A 17607-nucleotide genomic window follows, 5' to 3' on the forward strand; every position below is an offset into this window, starting at 1 on the left:
GCGTCGTCGCTGTTTCCGCACGGCTCCGTCGCCGTTCCCGACCCCCGTCAGAGGTGCCATGAACTTCCTCCGCTCCGAGCGCGTCTCCGCGTCGCTCCTGCTCGCCGCCGCCGTCCTCGGCCTCGTTATCGCGAACTCGCCGATCGGGCACGACCTCGTCGAGTTCAAGCACGCGCACCTCGCGGTCCCGTTCACGGGGCTCGACCTGTCGCTCGGGCACTGGGTGAGCGACGGACTGCTCGCCGTGTTCTTCTTCATCGTCGCCGTGGAGCTCCGCCGCGAGCTCGTCATCGGCGAGCTGAACAGCTTCTCGAAGGCCGCGCTGCCCGCCATCGCGGCGCTCGGCGGCGTCGTGGCGCCGGCGCTCGTGTTCCTGGCCTTCGCCGGGGCCGGCCCGACCGCCGACGGCTGGCCGATCCCGACCGCGACCGACATCGCCTTCGCCCTGGGCGTGCTCGCCATGTTCGGGCGGTTCATCCCGACGCGCGTGCGCGTGTTCCTGCTCGCGCTCGCCGTGCTCGACGACCTCATCGCGATCCTCATCATCGCGTTCTTCTTCACGAGCGACGCCGACCTCGCCTACCTCGGGTTCGCCGCCATCACGGTCACGCTCTTCGGCATGATGAGCCGGCTCCTCTCGCCGCGATCGCCGTACGTCCTCGCGCGACGCGCCCAGTGGCCGGTGATGGTGGCGCTATGGACGCTCGCCGTGCTGACCTGGTCGTTCGTCTACCTCTCGGGCGTGCACGCGACGATCGCGGGCGTGATGCTCGGCCTCGTCATGTCGCGTCGACCCGCGGGCCGCGCCGTGCACTCGCTCGAGCCGCTGTCGAACGCCGTCATCCTGCCGCTGTTCGCGTTCTCGGCCGCGCTCGTCGCCATCCCCGCGGTGCGCCCGAGCGAGCTCGACCCGGCGTTCTGGGGCATCCTCGTGGGCCTTCCCGTCGGCAAGATCGTCGGCATCACGCTCATCGGCGGCATCGCGACGCTCTTCGTGCACCGCCGGACGGGCATCAAGCCGCTCACCTGGTCGGACATCGCGATGGTCGGCGCGCTCGGCGGCATCGGCTTCACCGTGTCGCTGCTGATGAACGAGCTCGCGTTCCGCGAGTACCCCGAGGTGGCCGATCAGGGCGTCGTCGCCGTGCTCATCGGGTCGGGCATCGCGATCGCGATCTCGGCGGTCTTCGTCGCCCTGAGGTCGCGCACGTACCGACGCAGCGGCGCCGCAGAGGGCGTCGGCGGACCGCTCGCGCACTGACCGGCGCCGGCGCGTCAGCTCGCCGGCGCCGCGGCTCGCCGGCGCGTCAGCTCGCGGGGGCGGCCGCGGATGCGGTCGCCGCTTCCGCGGGGAAGATCACGCCGATCAGGTTCGACACCCACTGGATGAGGTCGGCGTCGCCCGGCGCCTCGCCGCCCGGCGTCGGGAACGGCACCAGGATCACGTCGTTCTGCGGGAACAGCTTCGCGCCCGGGTACATGCGCTCGAGCCGCACGCGACGCGAGTCGGGGAGCTTCGCCGGCGCGATGCGCAGCTTCGATCCCGTCGCGATGACGTCCGAGAGCCCTGCGAGCTGCGCCGTCCGGCGCAGGCGCGAGACCGCCACGAGGTGCTCGACCGCTTCGGGCAGCTCGCCGTAGCGGTCGACCAGCTCCTCGACGACGAGGTCGATCTGGCCGTCCTTCGCGGCGGGCCCGCTCGCGGCCGAGAGCTTCTGGTAGGCCTCGAGTCGCAGCCGCTCGCTGTCGACGTAGTCCTCGGGGATGTGCGCGTCGACCGGCAGCTCGAGCCGCAGCTCGGTCTGCCCCTCCGCCACGTCGCCGCGGAACGCGTTCACGGCCTCGCCGATCATGCGCAGGTAGAGGTCGAAGCCGACGCCCGCGATGTGCCCGGCCTGCTCGGCCCCGAGCAGGTTGCCCGCACCGCGGATCTCGAGGTCCTTCAGCGCGACCTGCATGCCGCTGCCGAGCTCGTTGTTCGCGGCGATCGTGGAGAGTCGGTCGTGCGCGGTCTCGGAGAGCGGCTTGGCAGGGTCGTACAGGAAGTAGGCGTACGCGCGCTCGCGCCCGCGCCCGACGCGGCCGCGGAGCTGGTGCAGCTGCGAGAGGCCGTACTTGTCGGCCCGGTCGACGATGATCGTGTTCGCGTTCGAGATGTCGAGGCCCGTCTCGATGATCGTCGTCGAGACGAGCACGTCGAACTTGCGCTCCCAGAAGTCGACGACGATCTGCTCGAGCACGTGCTCGTTGAGCTGGCCGTGCGCGACCGCGATGCGGGCCTCGGGCACGAGCTCGGCGAGCTGCGCCGCGACCCGGTTGATCGACGAGACGCGGTTGTGCACGAAGAACACCTGGCCCTCGCGGAGCATCTCACGACGGATGGCAGCGGCCACCTGCTGGTCGGAGTGCGGACCGACGAACGTGAGGATCGGGTGCCGGTCCTCGGGCGGAGTCGCGAGCGTCGACATCTCGCGGATGCCGGTGACGGCCATCTCGAGCGTGCGCGGGATCGGCGTCGCGCTCATCGCGAGGATGTCGACGTTGGTCTTGAGCTTCTTCAGCTGGTCCTTGTGCTCGACGCCGAAGCGCTGCTCCTCGTCGATGATCATGAGGCCCAGGTCCTTGAACACGACCTTCTCGGTGAGGATCCGGTGCGTGCCGATGACCATGTCGACGGTGCCGTCCGCGAGGCCCGCGACGGTCTCGCGGACCTCCTTGTCGGTCTGGAACCGGCTGAGCGCGCGCACGTGCACCGGGAACCCGGCGAACCGCTCGGAGAAGGTCTCGAGGTGCTGCCGGACGAGCAGCGTGGTCGGCACGAGCATCGCGACCTGCTTGCCGTCCTGGATGGCCTTGAACGCCGCGCGCACGGCGACCTCGGTCTTGCCGAAGCCGACGTCGCCCGCGAGCAGGCGGTCCATCGGGATGGGCCGCTCCATGTCGGCCTTGACCTCGTCGATGGTCTGCAGCTGGTCGGGCGTCTCGGCGTAGGGGAACGCCTCCTCCAGCTCGTGCTGCCAGGGCGTGTCCTGGCCGAACGCGTGGCCCTTGGCCGCCATCCGCGCCGAGTAGAGCTTCACGAGCTCGACGGCGATGTCGCGCACGGCCTTGCGGGCGCGCGACTTGGCCTGCGACCAGTCGCTGCCGCCCATCTTCGACAGGCTCGGCGCCTCGCCGCCCACGTAGCGGCTCAGCAGGTCGAGCTGGTCCATCGGCACGTAGAGGCGGTCGCCGGCCTGTCCGCGCTTGGATGGCGCGTACTCGAGCACGACGTACTCGCGCACGGTCGTCGGCGCCTGCCGGATGCCCGCGGTGCGGCTCGGCCCGGTCGGCCGGGCGCCGGCGGCGACCTCGCGCTGCACGAGCTCGACGAAGCGGCCGATGCCGTGCGTCGAGTGCACGACGTGGTCGCCGGCCTTCAGCTGCAGCGGGTCGACCACGTTGCGCCGACGGCTCGCGAGCTTCTTCACCTGACGCGTGTCGTACCCGGCCGAGCGACCGTAGAACTCGGCCTCGGCGATGAGCCCGAGCTTCGCCTCGGGCACCTCGAAGCCGGCCGCGGCCTGCGCCTGCACGAGGAATGCGACGCCCGGTTCGAGCTCGTCGGGCACCGACTCGACGATGCGGCCGGCGAGCCCGTGCTCGGCGAGCACGTCGCGCGCGCGCTCGACGAGCCCGTGTCCGGCGGCCGCGACGACGAGGCTCCAGCCGTCGCGCAGGCGTTCGCCGACGTGCGCCACGGCGCCCTCCACGTTGCCCTGGAAGCTCGGCACGGTCGCCGCCGCGACGCGCACGTACGAGGCATCCGCCCCGCCCGCGGTCTCGCCGACGGCCTCGGCCGCGTCGCCCTGGTCGAAGCTCGAGAACGTCCACCACACCCGGTCGGGATCGGGCGAGCCGGGCGCGCTGAACAGCACCGACTCGCGCAGCGCGCGGAGGGTCAGGAAGTCGCCCGCGGCGAGGTCGATGGGGGCCGCGGCACCCGCGGTCGCGGCATCCCACGCCGCCGCGAGGAACTCGCGGTTCGTCTCGCCGAGGCTCACCGCGCGGCCGGCGACGCGCTCGGGCCCGACGACCGCGACCGCTGCACCCTCGGGCAGGTAGGAGGTGACGGGCACGAGCCGCTCGAGCAGCGCCGGCGCGAGCGATTCCATGCCCTCGACCGGGATGCCCTCGGCGATGCGCTCGAGCAGACCTGCGAGGTTGGGGAACTCGTGCACCATCTCGCGGGCGCGCTGGCGCACCGGCTCGGTGAGCAGCAGCTCGCGGCTCGGCGCGAGGAGGACCCGCTCGACCCGGTCGGGCAGCGAGCGCTGGTCGGCGACCGAGAATGCGCGCAGCTCCTCGACCTCGTCGCCGAAGAAGTCGACGCGCACCGGGTGGTCGGCGGTCGGCGGGAAGACGTCGAGGATGCCGCCGCGGACGGCGAACTCGCCGCGGCGCGAGACCATGTCGACGCGCGCGTACGCGAGGTCGACGAGCCGCACCGCGAGGTCGGACAGGTCGTGGCCGCGGCCGCCCGCGGCGAGCTCGATCGGCGCGAGGTCGGCGAGGTTGTCGGCGACGGGCTGCAGGGCGGCGCGCACCGAGGCGACGACGACGAGCGGATGGCTCGTGCCCTCGGCGCTCCACGCCGCCATCCGGCGGATCGCGTGGAGGCGACGCCCGACCGTCTCGGCGCTCGGGCTGAGCCGCTCGTGCGGCAGCGTCTCCCACGCGGGGAACTCGAGGATCTCGGCGTCGTCGAGGTAGGGCGCGAGCGCGGTGCGGAGCGATTCGCCCTCGCGGCTCGTCGCGGTGACGACGAACAGCACGGGCGGGTGGCCCTCGGCCGCGCGCCGGCCGAGCAGGCCCGCGAGGAGCGGCGCGTCGAGCCCGGAGGGCGCGGAGAAGTCGGCGTTCCGCTCGGCCTCCGCGAGGGCTCGATCGATCGTGGAGGCGCGCGAAAGCGCCGTGTTCAAGCCCTGCAGGATCACCGGAGCAGTCTACGCGCGCCCGCTGACACGGCGGCCGGAAGGACGGATCGGTCGGCGGGCGCCGATAGCATGGTCGCCGCCCGCTCCCACCGGAAGGACCACCGCATGATCATCGCCGCCGCCGACGGCTCGGCCCTCGGCAATCCCGGCCCGGCGGGCTGGGCCTGGTACGTCTCCGACGACTGCTGGGCGGCGGGCGGGTGGCCCCGCGCGACGAACAACCAGGGCGAGCTGACCGCGGTCCTCGAGCTGTTCCGCGCGACCGCGCACCTCGACGACGAGCTGCTCGTGCAGTGCGACAGCCAGTACGTGATCAACTCGGTGACGAAGTGGATGGCCGGCTGGAAGCGCAAGGGCTGGCGCAAGGCCGACGGATCGCCCGTCCTGAACCGCGAGCTGCTCGAACAGCTCGACGCCGCGATCGCCGGGCGCCGCTACCGCTTCGAGTGGGTCCGCGGCCATGTCGGCCACCCCATGAACGAGGCCGCCGACGAGCGTGCCCGAGCGGTCGCCGAGGCCTATCGCCGCGGCGAGGACGTCCCGACCGGGCCCGGTTGGGTCGGCGACTGCGAACCGGCGACGGATGCCGCGGTCGCCGCGGTCCCCGTCGAGTCGGCGGCATCCGAGCCGGCCGTACCGGCCGCGGCCGCCCTCGCCGACCGCGAGACCGAGGACGCGGCCCTCTTCGACTTCGACGAGCCCGAGGCGGACTGGCGCACCCTGTCACTCGAGCTGACCACCGAGGAGCACACGAGGCTCGTCGAGCGCGCCCGCGCCGCCGGCCTCACTCCCGAGGAGTTCCTGCGCGGGCTCATCTAGCGTCGCCGGGGGTCGATGCGTCGCGATCCCGGGTGCGGCGCACCGGGCGCGGCGCACCGGGCCCGGCGCACCGGCCCGGCTCGCGTCCGCTCACTCCGAGAGCGCGTAGACGGTCACCGGGTCCCGCTTGCCCTTGATCCGCACGTCCGTCAGCACCCGGGCGCGAAGGTCCGACTCCCCGTCGACCGCCCGGTAGGTCTCGGCGCTCACGAGGATCGGGGCGCCGACCTCCTTGGTCTTGTCCTCCAGCCGGGCGGCGAGGTTGACGGCATCCCCCATCACCGTGTACTCGATGCGCTCCCGGCCGCCGATGTTGCCGGCGATGACCGGCCCGGTCGCGATGCCGATCCCGGCTTCGAGGCGCGGGAGTCCGTCCAGGGTCTCCCGGACGTTGAAGGCCTCCAGCGCCCGGCGCATTCCGATCGCGGTCCGCACCGCTCGGCCGGCATGATCGGCCATCGGGTTCAGCGGCGTGCCGAAGACCGCCATGACGGAGTCCCCGCCGAAGCGGGTGACGACGCCCCCGTGTTCGACGACGACCGACACCATGGCGGTCATGTACCGGTTGATCACGTCGACGAGCCGCCCGGGCGGCAGCTGCTCGCTGAGCGTCGTGAAGTCGCGGATGTCCGAGAATACGACCGAGCAGTCGACCAGCGTTCCCCCGAGACCGGCCCCGGTCTCCACGGCGGCCCGGGCCACCTCGCGGCTGACGTAGAGGCCGAACAGCTCCCGCAGGCGCTCACCCTGGCGCAGTCCGTCCGTCATGACGTTGAACCGCTCGCCCAGGTATCCGAGCTCGTCGTTGGTGGTCACCACGGTCCTCGTGTCGAGCTCGTCGTCCTCGACGCGACCCATCGCCGCCTGCAACGCCTGCAGCGGACCCACGATGGCTCGCGCGACCAGGGCGGCCGTGATCACGCCGGTGACCAGGCCGACTCCCAGGATGAACAGCTGCACCACGAGGAGGTTGTCGAGGATCGCCTGCGGGTTCTCGGCGTCGAGCACGGCTCGCGTGCGCGCCTGGGTCAGCACCACGAGGAGGGTGGGCGCGAGCCCGCCGATCAGCGCGAAGGCGATCAGCAGGCGCCTCCGAACGAGCAGCCGGAAGGCGCGGACGGCGCTCAGCCTGCCGTCGGGGAAGAAGGCGGGGACCTGCTGCCGCCAGATCAGGTCGGTGCCGAAGTAGACGATGGTCGTCCCGACCGCGCCGCCGATGGCGATGCCGACGAAGTTGCCCGGATCGTCGTACAGGATCGAGAAGAACACGGCCGCGAGGAGGCTGCCCGCGGCGACGAGCGACGCGCCGACGAGGGGCCAGATCAGGACCAGGCGTGCGACGTTCGGCGGCAGCTCCGACGGGGGCGTGCCGGACTCGATCCTGCGCAGCCAGCTCCGGATCGGGCGTCCGAGCCAGACGACCATCGCGATCGCACCGACGAGGAGCAGTGCGCCCACGATCGCGAACGTCACGAGGCCTCCGGGGTCGAGCGAACGGACCGCCGCGTCGTCGACGGGCATCGGATCGATCAACGAGAAGTAGAGGAAGACGATCAGGGCTCCGAGGACGGTCGCTGCGGTGATGAGCGTCGCGACCCTGCGGGAGATCTCCCGCGACGACGGCGGTGGCGTGCTCACGATGCCTGTCCCCTTCCTCCGGGCCCCGCACCGGACCCGTGGCTACGCCGGCGAGTGGAAGCGCTGCTGCGCCGCCACGAGCCCGTGCTCGACGACGGCCTCGACCGCGTCCGCGGCATCCGACAGCAGGTTCGGGAGGGCCGCGCGCTCGGGGCCGGCGAAGTCGCGCAGCACGTAGTCCGCGGCATCCATGCGACCCGGCGGGCGGCCGATGCCGACGCGCACGCGCGTGAAGTCGGGCGAACCCGCGGCCTTCTGGATGTCGCGCAGCCCGTTGTGGCCGCCGTGGCCGCCGCCGAGCTTCAGGCGCACGGTGTCGAACGGGATGTCGAGCTCGTCGTGCACCACGACCAGGCGGTCGGCGCCGAGCGAGTAGAACTTCAGCAGCGCCGAGACCGGCCCGCCGGAGGTGTTCATGTAGCTGTTGGGCTTCGCGAGCACGAGCTTCGGCCGGCCGGGGCCGAGGAAGCCCTCGGCGACGCGCGAGGCCGTCTTGTGGCTCTTGAAGGTCGCGCCGATGCGCGCGGCGAGCTCGTCGGCGACCATCTGGCCGACGTTGTGCCGGTTGCCGGCGTACTGCGCGCCGGGGTTGCCGAGGCCGACCACGAGCCAGGTGTTGTCGGACACGACCTCGTCCTTCCGGCGGTGCAGGAGGCGGTCGATGAGGTTCACGGATGCCTCCGGGCTGGGGTTGGTGGGAACGGCGGAGGGCCCGCGGCCCCGCGATCCGAGCGTACCCGGATGCGGCGCCGCGGACCCTCGCGACGAAGCGGGATCGACTACTCGGCCGACTCGCCCTCGGCGGCCTCCTCGGCCTCGCCCTCGGCTGCGGCCTCGGCGGCCTCGCCCTCGGCGGCCTCGGGCTCCTCGCCCAGGTCGACCTTCTGCGGCACGTGCACGTTGACGACGAGCATCTCCTCGTCGCTGACGAGCGTCGCGCCCTTGGGCAGCTCGACGTCCTTCGCGAGCACCTGGGTGCCCTCCTCGAGGCCCTCGACCGAGACGGGGACGTTCTCGGGGATGTGCGTGGCCTCGACCTCGAGCAGCAGCGTGTGCGCGTCGAGGTCGGCGATCGTGCCGGAGACGGGCTCGCCCTCGACGTGAACCGGCACCTCGACCTGGACCTTCTCGCCGCGCTTGATGACGATGAGGTCGATGTGCTCGATGAGCTGGCGCACCGGGTCCTTCTGCACGTCCTTGACCAGCGCGAGCTGGCTCTTGCCGCCGATCTGCAGGTCGAGCACGGCGTTGGCCTTGCGGATGAGCAGCGCGGTCTCGTGGCCGGGGAGCGTGAGGTGCTTCGGCTCGCTGCCGTGGCCGTAGAGCACGGCGGGGATCTTGTCGAGGGCGCGGATCTTGCGGGCAGCGCCCTTGCCGAACGACTCGCGCAGTTCGGCGACGACCTTGTTGTCTTCGTCCATGGTGATGGCTCCTTGCGGGCTCGCGGCCCAGAGTGGGTTTTCCGTTGTGTCAACTCGAACGCCCGGGGCTGCGCGCGCAGCCAGCGTGAGGAACAGCCGTGAGTCTGATTCCACCGCGTCGATAACGGATGCCGCACCGGGACGAACCCGGCTCCGGCGGCATCCCTCGCCGAAGTTCAATGGGTCAGTCTACCGGATGCCGCGGCCCGCTCGATGCGATGTGAGAGCATCGAGGCTGTGAGCACCCCGGGGGCGCTGTGGCGGTCGTCGCACCCCGGACCGACGTCGATCGTCACCGCGCTCGCGTTGGCGCTCGGCTGGTCGGCCGGGCTCGATCCGGCCCGCATCGCGCTGCTCGCGCTCGCGGTGTTCGCGGGCCAGCTCTCGGTCGGCATCTCCAACGACGCGATCGACGCCCCGCGCGACCGTGCCGCGTCGCGGCCCGACAAGCCGATCGCGCGGGGCGAGGTGAGCCTCCGCGTCGCCTGGGGTGCGGCCCTGGCCGCGCTGGCATCCGCCCTGGTGCTCTCGGCACTGCTCGGCTGGGCGACGCTCGCAGCGCACGCGCTCGCCCTCGGGTCGGCGTGGGCGTACAACGTCCGGCTCAAGTCGACGGCGGCTTCGATCGTCCCGTTCCTCGTGAGCTTCGGGATCTTCCCGAGCCTCGCGACGCTCTCGGCGCCGCAGCCCGCCGTCGCCCCGCCGTGGGCCTGGATCGCCGGCGCCGCGTTCGGCGCGGCCGTGCACCTGACGAACGTGCTGCCCGACCTCGAGCAGGATGCCGCGACCGGCGTCCGCGGCCTTCCGCACCGCTGGGGCCCGAGGGCGGCGACGTCGGTCGCGGCCGGAGCCGTCGTCGTCGGCGCCGTGGTCGCCCTCGTCGGATCGGCGGGCGGCGAGTGGTCGAGGGTCTCCCCGGTCTCGTGGGCGTGCTTCGCCGGGGTCGTCGCGGTCGCGACCGCGACGCTGGCCGCGGCGTTCCTGCGGCCCCCGTCGCGCAGGCTCTTCCGGCTCGTGATGCTGGCCGCGCTGCTCCTGGCCGCCCAGGTCGTCGCTGCCGGCCGGGTGCTCGCGGACTGATCCGATCGGAGCGGGAGAGGGCGCTCAGAACATCGACGGGACGGGCCGGTCGGGGTAGAGCTCCTGCATCGCGCGGTCGTACCGGCGCTTCATCAGGAGGAGGTAGAGCAGGCGGATCGGCGCGGGGACGTTCGCGTGGTACCACTCGTCGCGCTCGGCCTCGGGAACGCTCGCGAGGAGCAGGCCGAGCTGCAGCGACAGCACGTCCCGCGGGAAGTCGCGGCGCCGCGCCAGGAGGGTCTTCCGCGTGTGCGCTTCGAGCTGGTCCCACTCCTGCTGGGACATCACCGCGCCGGCGACCGGGAGGATGTCGTCCTCCTCGTTGCCGAGGTGCACGAGGAGCGTGTCGCGGAGGAACTCGATGTCGCCGGCGAACGCGTCGCGGAGGCCGGCATCGGCCGCCTCGAGCCAGGGGTCGAGCTGGGGCTCGATCCGGGCGAGCTGCGAGGCGACCTCGGCATGCTGCGCTCGCATGAGTTCCACGTGCACGGCGCAACCCGGCTCGCGAGCGGCGAGTCGGTCCCACAGCACGGTGTCCTCGGTGCGGTGGTGCAGGTGCAGCGCGAAGAAGTCGAGCTTCGCGTAGATCCCGACGACGCCGGCGCGTTCGACGTCGCCGTCGTCCACGTCGCGCACCAGCGATGGGAGCTCTCGGTACAGCCACCGGAAGATGCGGTGGACGAGGATCATGCCCGACGTGTCGCACCCCGCGACCTGGCCGTCGGGGAGGGAACCGGACGACGGCAGTCTCTCGGCCATCTTCACCCCCGATCTCGCCAACGGAGCGACGGGTGGATGCCGCATCCCGCGGCGAACACCCGGATTCTACACCCGGGCGGTTTCCGGCCGCGGTGACGATGCGCCGCCGCGAGCGCCGAGTGATTGCGGGTGCGGGGCGGGCCGAAATACACTCACGCGCGTGGAGGGGGACGCCGTCGCGCACGAGGACCCGACCGACGGGCGTCGGGCCGAGCCACGCGCCCGACCGCGTCGGTGGGAGCGTCACGTCGTCGTGGACGCGACCGTGCACCACCCGGTCGAGGCCGTGTTCCCGTACCTGGCCGACCCGATGCGCTGGCACGAGTTCGCGCCGGCGGTCGCGTTCCGCCGGCAGCTCGACGACGGTCCGATCCGGGTCGGCACGCGGTGGATGTCCACGGATCGCATCGGCCCGTTCCGGGCGCACTTCATCGACACGCTCGACGTCCTCGAGGAGGGCCGGCGCGTGGTCTGGCTGTCATCGGCGCCCTGGAACGCGCGCGTCGAGTACGCGTGCACGGCGTCGGGGGCGGTGACGCGGATCAGGGCGGACTACCGGGGCGACCTCGGCGGCTCGCTGCGCTGGCAGGCCGGATGGCTCCCGCGGTGGGCGACGCACTGGATCCTCGCGGGCGACTTCCGCCGCCTCGATCGCGTGCTGGACCGGCGGGCGCGCGCCGCGCGGCGGTGGGAGGAGCGGCACGGCACCGCGTCGACGTGATCCCCCTCGGACGCCGCCGTTATGCTCGCGGCATGGGTTCCCGACTGCACGACCTGGCCGTCGAGCACCTCGGCTCGCGGATCGTGTCGGGCGAGCTCGAGCCGGGAACGGTCCTGCGCACCGAGGTGCTCGAGGCCGACCTGCGGGTGTCGCGGTCCGTCGTGCGCGAAGCCGTGCGCGTCGCGCAGTCGCTGGGCCTCGTCGAGTCGGTGCGTCGCGTCGGGATCCGGGTGCTGCCGATGGCGTCGTGGAACCTGTTCGATCCGTCGGTGATTCGGTGGCGACTCGAGTCGGAGCGGAAGGGCGCGCAACTGCGCTCGCTCACCGAACTGCGCACGGCCGTGGAGCCGGTCGCGGCCGAGCTCGCGGCGCGCTTCGCACCGCCGGAGCAGGGAGCGGAGCTCATGGGCATCGCGGCGGCCATGCGCGCGGCGGGGAGGGCCGGCGACGCCGACGCCTTCCTCGATCACGACATCGAGTTCCACCGGGCCGTGCTCCGCGCGTCGGGCAACGAGATGTTCGCCGCACTCGGCGACGCGGTCGGCGAGGTGCTGCACGGGCGCACGTCGAGCGGGCTGATGCCGGCGCATCCGAGCGAGGAGGCGATGCAGTGGCACGTGGACGTCGCCGATGCCGTCCTCGCCGGCCGGGCGGATGCCGCGCGCGAGGCCATGCTCCGGGTGCTGGGCCGGACGGCCGACGACGTCGAGCGCACCTGGCGCGACATCCCGAGGGCGCTGCCCGCGACCTGAGGCCTCGACGCCGAGGGCGATTCGTCCGCGCGCAGCGTCACGCAGCGCCATCCGTTTTAAATCATACGTATTCGATGCGATACTGATTGACGTCTGATTCTTGAGCGGTGCCGCCCTGCTAGCGTGGTGCCGGAAACCCCCACCTTCGCAGGAGCCACGAGCATGCCCGAGAGCACCACCACCGCCAGCGCGAACATCGGAGTCGTCGGCCTCGCCGTCATGGGCTCCAACCTGGCCCGCAACCTCGCCAGCCGCGAGGGCAACACCGTCGCGGTCTTCAACCGCTCCCCCGAGCGCACGCACACCCTCACCGGCGAGCACCCCGAGGCCGGCTTCGTCGCCTCGGAGAGCTACGACGACTTCGTGGCCTCGCTCGCGAAGCCCCGCACGGCGATCATCATGGTCCAGGCGGGACGGGGCACCGACGCCGTCATCTCCGAGCTCGTCTCGCGCTTCGAGCCGGGCGACATCATCGTCGACGGCGGCAACGCGAACTTCCACGACACCATCCGCCGCGAGGCCGAGATCAAGCCGACCGGCATCCACTTCGTCGGCGCCGGCATCTCGGGCGGCGAGGAGGGCGCGCTGCACGGCCCGTCGATCATGCCCGGCGGCTCGGCCGAGTCCTACGAGACGCTCGGCCCGATCCTCGCCTCGATCGCCGCGGTCGCCGAGGGCGAGCCGTGCGTGACCCACATCGGCACCGACGGCGCCGGTCACTTCGTCAAGATGGTGCACAACGGCATCGAGTACGCCGACATGCAGCTCATCGCCGAGGCGTACGACCTCATCCGCCGCGGCACGGGCAAGACCCCCGCCGAGATCGCCGACGTCTTCGCCGAGTGGAACACGGGCGAACTCGAGAGCTACCTCATCGAGATCACGGCCGAGGTGCTCCGCCAGACGGATGCCGCGACCGGGCAGCCGCTCGTCGACGTCATCCTCGACGAGGCCGGCGCCAAGGGCACGGGCGCCTGGACCGTGCAGAACGCGCTCGACCTGGGCGTGCCGGTCTCCGGGATCGCCGAGGCCGTCTTCGCCCGGTCCCTCAGCTCCAAGCGCGCGCAGCGCGAGGCCGCGGTCGACCTCCCCGGTCCCGACGAGGCCTGGTCGGTCGCGCCGGAGGACGCCGACGCGTTCATCGAGGACGTGCGCAAGGCGCTCTACGCGTCGAAGATCATCGCCTACTCGCAGGGCTTCGACGAGATCATCGCCGGCGCCGAGCAGTACGGCTGGAACGTGCACAAGGGCGAGGTCGCGAAGATCTGGCGCGCGGGCTGCATCATCCGGGCCCGCTTCCTGAACCGCATCGCCGACGCCTACGCCGACGACCCGACGCTCGTCGCGCTCGCGGTCGCGCCGTACTTCCGCGATGCGATCGCGAGCGGGCAGTCGTCGTGGCGTCGCGTCGTCGCGACCGCCGCGCAGGCCGGCATCCCGACGCCCGCATTCTCGTCGTCGCTCGCCTACTACGACGGCCTGCGCGCCGACCGGCTCCCCGCCGCACTCGTGCAGGGCCAGCGCGACTTCTTCGGCGCGCACACCTACAAGCGCGTCGACCGGCCGGGCGTGTTCCACACGCTGTGGTCGGGCGACCGCAGCGAGATCGAGACCACGCCCTCCTCGCACTGACGGATACTGGACGGACGGATCCCACGCGAGGAAGGAGGCCCGGTGCGCGAACCATCGTGGCGCCGTGACGGCGACGACCCGGACTACCGGTTCACGCTCGCCAACGAACGCACCTTCCTCGCGTGGATCCGCACCGCGCTCGCGCTGCTCGCGGGAGCGGTCCTCCTCGATCAGTTCGCCACCGCCCTCGAGCCGCGCGTGGCGGTGCTGGTCCTCGCCGTCGTGCTGGCGATCGCCGCCGCCGTCCTGAGCGTCGGCGCCTACACGCGCTGGCGCGCCAACGAGATCGCGATGCGCCGGAACGGTCCGCTCCCGTTCAGCTGGGTGCTCCCGCTGATCTCCGCGATCGGCCTGCTCGCGGCGGCCGTGCTCGCGACCCTGTTCGTGGTGACGTCATGACCGATGCCGTCGTACGCGATCCGGGCCTCCAGCCCGAGCGGACCGCGCTCGCCTGGACGCGCACCTCGTTCGCCGTCGCCCTGAACGCGCTCCTCGTCCTCCGCGAAGGACTGATCAGCGACAAGACCTGGCTGGTGGCCGCATCCGTCGTCCTCCTCGCCGGCGCCGCCGCCATCCTCGCCGTCGGCTGGCATCGCCGTCGAGCGCTCGCCGCAGCGGCCACGCCGCTGCCGCTTCCGCTCCCGATGGCCTGGACCGTCCTCGGCGCCACGCTGCTCGCCTGTGCGGCGGCGACCTGGTCGATGCTCGCGAGTTCGCCATGGTGAACCACGAGCCCGCGAGCGGGTGGGAGGAGTCCGGCGAACTCGACGACGGACCGGTCGTCGGCGCGCGCCGCAGGCGCGCCATCCGGATCGCGGTGGTGCTCGCGCTCGGCGCGATGGTGCTGCCGCTCGTGCTCTCGGCGTTCGGCGTCGCCCGCTCCGCGGCCGCGAACGCGTGCGCCGCGTACGTCGCCGACCTCAGCCGGCTCGACGACTCGCGCGTCGAGTTCGACCTCTTCGCGCGCGGCGGGCCGGGGTGGCTGTGCATCGCGGTCGCTCCGTCGGGATCGAGCACGGTGCTCGGCAACCTCGGACCGATGCCCGCGTTCCCGAGGCCCGCGGCGCCCGGCCGCGACGCCTAGTCGGGCGTTCCCGAGCCGCCCTCCGCCGTACCCGGCGCCGGCTGCGCCGACGCGGCCTGCAGCTGCTCGCGCACCTGGCGGCGGATCACCTTGCCGATCAGCGAGCGCGGGAGGTCGTCGACGGCGACGACGCGACGCGGCACCTTGTAGGGCGTCAGCCGGTCGCGCACCGCGGTGCGGATCCCGTCGGCGTCGAGCGTCGCGCCCTGGCGCAGCACGACCGCGGCGACGACCTCCTCGCCCGAGCGCTCGTCGGGCATCCCCACGACCGCGCAGTCCGCCACGTCCGGGTGCTGGCGGATCGCATCCTCCACCTCGCTCGGCGCGACGTTGAACCCGCCCGTGATGATGAGCTCCTTGATGCGGTCGACGATGCGGACGAAGCCGTCGTCGTCGATGGTGACGATGTCGCCGGTGCGGAACCACGGCGCGCCGCCGTCGGGATCGTCGACGAAGACCGCCGCGGTCTCCTCGGGCTTGTGCCAGTACCCGCCGAACACCTGCGGCCCGCGCACGACGAGTTCGCCGCGCTCCCCTGCGGGCACGTCGTTCATCGGCGAGTCGGGATCGACGACCCGGCACTCAGTGTCGGGGAGCGGCAGGCCGACGGTCCCCGCCTTGCGGGTCGGCGCGACCGGGTTCGCCATGAGCACGGGCGAGCACTCCGACAGCCCGTAGCCCTCGACGAGGTACCCGCCGGTCTTCTCCTCCCACGGCTCGACGACGGATGCCGACAGCGGCATGGCTCCCGAGATCGCGATGCTGATGCCCTCGAGCGAGACGCCCTGCTCGGCGGCCGCCGCGGTCAGTCGCTCGTAGATCGGCGGCACGGCCGGCAGGAACGTGGGCGGATGCTTCTTCACGACCTTCAGCACGAGGTCGGGATCGAACCGGGGGAACAGCACGAGCCGCGAGCCCATGCTCATCGCGAACGTGAGGCAGAGCGTCAGCCCGTAGGCGTGGAACATCGGCAGCACCGCGTAGACGACCGACGTGCCGCGCTCGATGTCGGGCACCCAGGCGCGCGCCTGCGCGGCGTTCGCGAGCAGGTTGGCGTGCGTGAGCGTGGCGCCCTTCGGGCTGCCGGTCGTGCCGCTCGTGTACTGGATGAGCGCCACGTCGCCGACGCGCGGCGCGTGGATGTGGGGTGCGATGCGGTCGGATGCCACGAGCTCCCGCCACGACACGGTGCCCTGCACGCTCGTGGTGAGCGCGGCCCGCGCCTCGCGGGCCTTCGCGATCGGCAGCCGCAGCGCGGCGCGGGTGGTGAACGGCATCGCCCGGGTGAGGTCGACCGACACGACGTGGCGCATCGCGAGGTCGTCGGGGAAGTCCTGGATGGTCGCGACGACCTTGTCCCACGCGATCACGACGCGGGCGCCGTGGTCCTCGAACTGGTGGCGGAGTTCGCGCGGCGTGTACAGCGGGTTGTGCTCCACGACGATCGCGCCGAGCCGGAGCACGGCGTAGAACGCGACGATGTGCTGCGGGCAGTTCGGCAGCACGATGGCGACCGGGTCGCCCGCCTGCACGCCGAGCCGCCGCAGGCCCTCCGCCGCGCGATCGATCTGCTCGCCGAGCTCGGCGTACGTCGTCGTGCGGCCGAAGAACTCCAACGCCGGACGATCCGGGTACTGCTCGACCGTGTGGTGGATCAGGTCGATGAGCGACCCCTCGGGGGCGGGGAGCGAGTGCGGGACGCCCGGGGCGTAGCTCGCGAGCCAGGGCCTGGCCGCGGCATCCGTCATCAGGCGGCCCCGTCGAACATGCTCGTGACGGAGCCGTCCTCGAAGACCTCGTGGATAGCGCGGGCCAGCAGCGGCGCGATCGGGAGCACCGTGAGGCGGTCCCAGCGCTTCTCCTCGGGCAGCGGCAGGGTGTCGGTGACGACGACGCGGTCGATGAAGTCGGACTGCAGGATCTCGGTCGCCGGGTTGGAGAACACCGCGTGGGTGGCCGCGACCACGACTCCGGTCGCGCCGTTCGCCTTCAGCGCCTCGGCGGCCTTCACGATCGTGCGGCCGGTGTCGATGAGGTCGTCGACCAGCAGGCACACCCGGCCGTCGACCTCGCCCACGATCTCGTGCACCGAGACCTGGTTCGGCACGAGCGGGTCGCGACGCTTGTGGATGATCGCGAGCGGCACGCCGAGCTTGTCGGACCAGATGTCGGCGACGCGCACGCGGCCCATGTCGGGCGAGACGACCGTCAGGGTCTCGGGGTCGAGCGAGTTCTTGAACTCCTCGAGCAGCACGGGCATGGCGAAGAGGTGGTCGACGGGCCCGTCGAAGAAGCCCTGGATCTGCGCGGCGTGCAGGTCGATGGACATGATCCGGTCGGCGCCCGCCGCCTTGTAGAGGTCGGCGACGAGGCGCGCCGAGATGGGCTCGCGGCCGCGGCCCTTCTTGTCCTGGCGGGCGTAGGGGTAGAACGGCGAGACGACGGTGATGCGCTTCGCCGACGCGCGCTTCAGCGCGTCGACCATGATGAGCTGCTCCATGAGCCACTCGTTGATCGGCGCCGCGTGCGACTGGATGACGAACGCGTCGGACCCGCGCACGCTCTCGTCGTACCGGGCGTAGAGCTCGCCGTTGGCGAAGGTGCGGGCATCGGTCGGGACCAGCTCGCTGCCGAGTTCGGCGGCGATCTGCTTCGCGAGCGCCGGATGCGCACGCCCCGACACGAGGACCAGGCGCTTGGATCCGGTGGTCTCGATTCCCGACAT

General features: G+C 72.2%; 16 protein-coding genes. 9 read left to right on the top strand and 7 right to left on the bottom strand.

Annotation, left to right across the window (positions count from 1 at the left end):
• Positions 1-58 precede the first annotated feature (58 nt).
• Positions 59-1261: a Na+/H+ antiporter NhaA gene (gene nhaA / locus GLX25_RS17370; RefSeq protein WP_155843768.1), complete on the top strand. Its 1203-nt coding sequence runs from the start codon at positions 59-61 to the stop codon at positions 1259-1261.
• Between the two features lie 46 nt (positions 1262-1307).
• On the opposite strand, the gene mfd is transcribed toward nhaA, so the two are convergent.
• Positions 1308-4976 (bottom strand): transcription-repair coupling factor, encoded by a 3669-nt coding sequence (gene mfd, locus GLX25_RS17375; RefSeq protein ID WP_166548953.1) that lies wholly within the window; start codon positions 4974-4976, stop codon positions 1308-1310.
• A 105-nt stretch (positions 4977-5081) separates the two neighbouring features.
• Between mfd and GLX25_RS17380 the strand changes: the two genes are divergently transcribed.
• A complete protein-coding gene (locus GLX25_RS17380; RefSeq protein ID WP_155843769.1) occupies positions 5082-5795 on the top strand; it encodes an RNase H family protein in 714 nt (237 codons plus the stop codon).
• 90 nt (positions 5796-5885) lie between these two features.
• On the opposite strand, the gene GLX25_RS19210 is transcribed toward GLX25_RS17380, so the two are convergent.
• The 3 genes from GLX25_RS19210 to GLX25_RS17395 all read right to left on the bottom strand — a co-directional run bounded on the left by GLX25_RS19210 (position 5886) and on the right by GLX25_RS17395 (position 8854).
• Positions 5886-7433, bottom strand: a complete 1548-nt coding sequence (locus GLX25_RS19210) for an adenylate/guanylate cyclase domain-containing protein (protein ID WP_155843770.1) — start codon at positions 7431-7433, stop codon at positions 5886-5888.
• 42 nt (positions 7434-7475) lie between these two features.
• Positions 7476-8105: an aminoacyl-tRNA hydrolase gene (gene pth, locus GLX25_RS17390; protein WP_271192490.1), complete on the bottom strand. Its 630-nt coding sequence runs from the start codon at positions 8103-8105 to the stop codon at positions 7476-7478.
• Positions 8106-8212: 107 nt separating this feature from the next.
• The gene (locus GLX25_RS17395) at positions 8213-8854 is read right to left on the bottom strand and encodes a 50S ribosomal protein L25/general stress protein Ctc (RefSeq protein ID WP_155843771.1); all 642 of its coding nucleotides are present in this window, start codon (positions 8852-8854) and stop codon (positions 8213-8215) included.
• Between the two features lie 237 nt (positions 8855-9091).
• Here GLX25_RS17395 and GLX25_RS17400 point away from each other — a divergent pair, with 237 nt between their 5' ends.
• Complete coding sequence (locus GLX25_RS17400) at positions 9092-9934, top strand: UbiA family prenyltransferase (protein WP_166548954.1); 843 nt, start codon at positions 9092-9094, stop codon at positions 9932-9934.
• Positions 9935-9958: 24 nt separating this feature from the next.
• On the opposite strand, the gene GLX25_RS17405 is transcribed toward GLX25_RS17400, so the two are convergent.
• A complete protein-coding gene (locus tag GLX25_RS17405) occupies positions 9959-10693 on the bottom strand; it encodes a hemerythrin domain-containing protein (RefSeq protein WP_166548955.1) in 735 nt (244 codons plus the stop codon).
• 160 nt (positions 10694-10853) lie between these two features.
• Between GLX25_RS17405 and GLX25_RS17410 the strand changes: the two genes are divergently transcribed.
• The 6 genes from GLX25_RS17410 (at position 10854) to GLX25_RS17435 (ending at position 14882) form a co-directional block, all read left to right on the top strand.
• Positions 10854-11414 (top strand): SRPBCC family protein, encoded by a 561-nt coding sequence (locus GLX25_RS17410; RefSeq protein WP_166548956.1) that lies wholly within the window; start codon positions 10854-10856, stop codon positions 11412-11414.
• A 32-nt stretch (positions 11415-11446) separates the two neighbouring features.
• Positions 11447-12166 (top strand): FadR/GntR family transcriptional regulator, encoded by a 720-nt coding sequence (locus GLX25_RS17415; protein ID WP_155843775.1) that lies wholly within the window; start codon positions 11447-11449, stop codon positions 12164-12166.
• 162 nt (positions 12167-12328) lie between these two features.
• A complete protein-coding gene (gndA, locus tag GLX25_RS17420; protein WP_155843776.1) occupies positions 12329-13798 on the top strand; it encodes an NADP-dependent phosphogluconate dehydrogenase in 1470 nt (489 codons plus the stop codon).
• 42 nt (positions 13799-13840) lie between these two features.
• Positions 13841-14197, top strand: coding sequence for a YidH family protein (locus GLX25_RS19215; protein WP_166548957.1), 357 nt, complete (start codon positions 13841-13843; stop codon positions 14195-14197).
• A complete protein-coding gene (locus GLX25_RS17430; RefSeq protein ID WP_155843778.1) occupies positions 14194-14523 on the top strand; it encodes a DUF202 domain-containing protein in 330 nt (109 codons plus the stop codon). Before GLX25_RS19215 ends, GLX25_RS17430 begins: the two co-directional genes overlap by 4 nt.
• On the top strand, positions 14517-14882 hold the full coding sequence (locus GLX25_RS17435) for a hypothetical protein (RefSeq protein WP_155843779.1): 366 nt from the start codon (positions 14517-14519) through the stop codon (positions 14880-14882). The genes GLX25_RS17430 and GLX25_RS17435 overlap by 7 nt, the downstream gene beginning before the upstream one ends.
• Here the strand turns inward: GLX25_RS17435 and GLX25_RS17440 are convergent.
• Together GLX25_RS17440 and GLX25_RS17445 are read right to left on the bottom strand one after the other, a co-directional pair.
• Positions 14879-16630, bottom strand: a complete 1752-nt coding sequence (locus tag GLX25_RS17440) for a long-chain-fatty-acid--CoA ligase (RefSeq protein ID WP_155843780.1) — start codon at positions 16628-16630, stop codon at positions 14879-14881. The two genes, GLX25_RS17435 and GLX25_RS17440, sit on opposite strands and share 4 nt — an antisense overlap.
• Entirely contained in the window at positions 16630-17607 is a 978-nt protein-coding gene (locus GLX25_RS17445) for a ribose-phosphate diphosphokinase (RefSeq protein WP_155843781.1), read from the bottom strand. The genes GLX25_RS17440 and GLX25_RS17445 overlap by 1 nt, the downstream gene beginning before the upstream one ends.

The organism is Agromyces luteolus (assembly GCF_009729855.1).
GTDB lineage: Bacteria > Actinomycetota > Actinomycetes > Actinomycetales > Microbacteriaceae > Agromyces > Agromyces luteolus.

What these genes read in the sequence shown, in the direction of transcription:
- GLX25_RS17395 (WP_155843771.1), bottom strand. Translation starts at nt 8,854, where the DNA reads ATGGACGAAGACAACAAGGTCGTCGCCGAACTGCGCGAGTCGTTCGGC.
- nhaA (WP_155843768.1), top strand. Translation starts at nt 59, where the DNA reads ATGAACTTCCTCCGCTCCGAGCGCGTCTCCGCGTCGCTCCTGCTCGCC.
- GLX25_RS17415 (WP_155843775.1), top strand. Translation starts at nt 11,447, where the DNA reads ATGGGTTCCCGACTGCACGACCTGGCCGTCGAGCACCTCGGCTCGCGG.
- GLX25_RS17445 (WP_155843781.1), bottom strand. Translation starts at nt 17,607, where the DNA reads ATGTCGGGAATCGAGACCACCGGATCCAAGCGCCTGGTCCTCGTGTCG.
- GLX25_RS17430 (WP_155843778.1), top strand. Translation starts at nt 14,194, where the DNA reads ATGACCGATGCCGTCGTACGCGATCCGGGCCTCCAGCCCGAGCGGACC.
- GLX25_RS17405 (WP_166548955.1), bottom strand. Translation starts at nt 10,693, where the DNA reads ATGGCCGAGAGACTGCCGTCGTCCGGTTCCCTCCCCGACGGCCAGGTC.
- GLX25_RS17380 (WP_155843769.1), top strand. Translation starts at nt 5,082, where the DNA reads ATGATCATCGCCGCCGCCGACGGCTCGGCCCTCGGCAATCCCGGCCCG.
- GLX25_RS17435 (WP_155843779.1), top strand. Translation starts at nt 14,517, where the DNA reads ATGGTGAACCACGAGCCCGCGAGCGGGTGGGAGGAGTCCGGCGAACTC.
- GLX25_RS17440 (WP_155843780.1), bottom strand. Translation starts at nt 16,630, where the DNA reads ATGACGGATGCCGCGGCCAGGCCCTGGCTCGCGAGCTACGCCCCGGGC.
- gndA (WP_155843776.1), top strand. Translation starts at nt 12,329, where the DNA reads ATGCCCGAGAGCACCACCACCGCCAGCGCGAACATCGGAGTCGTCGGC.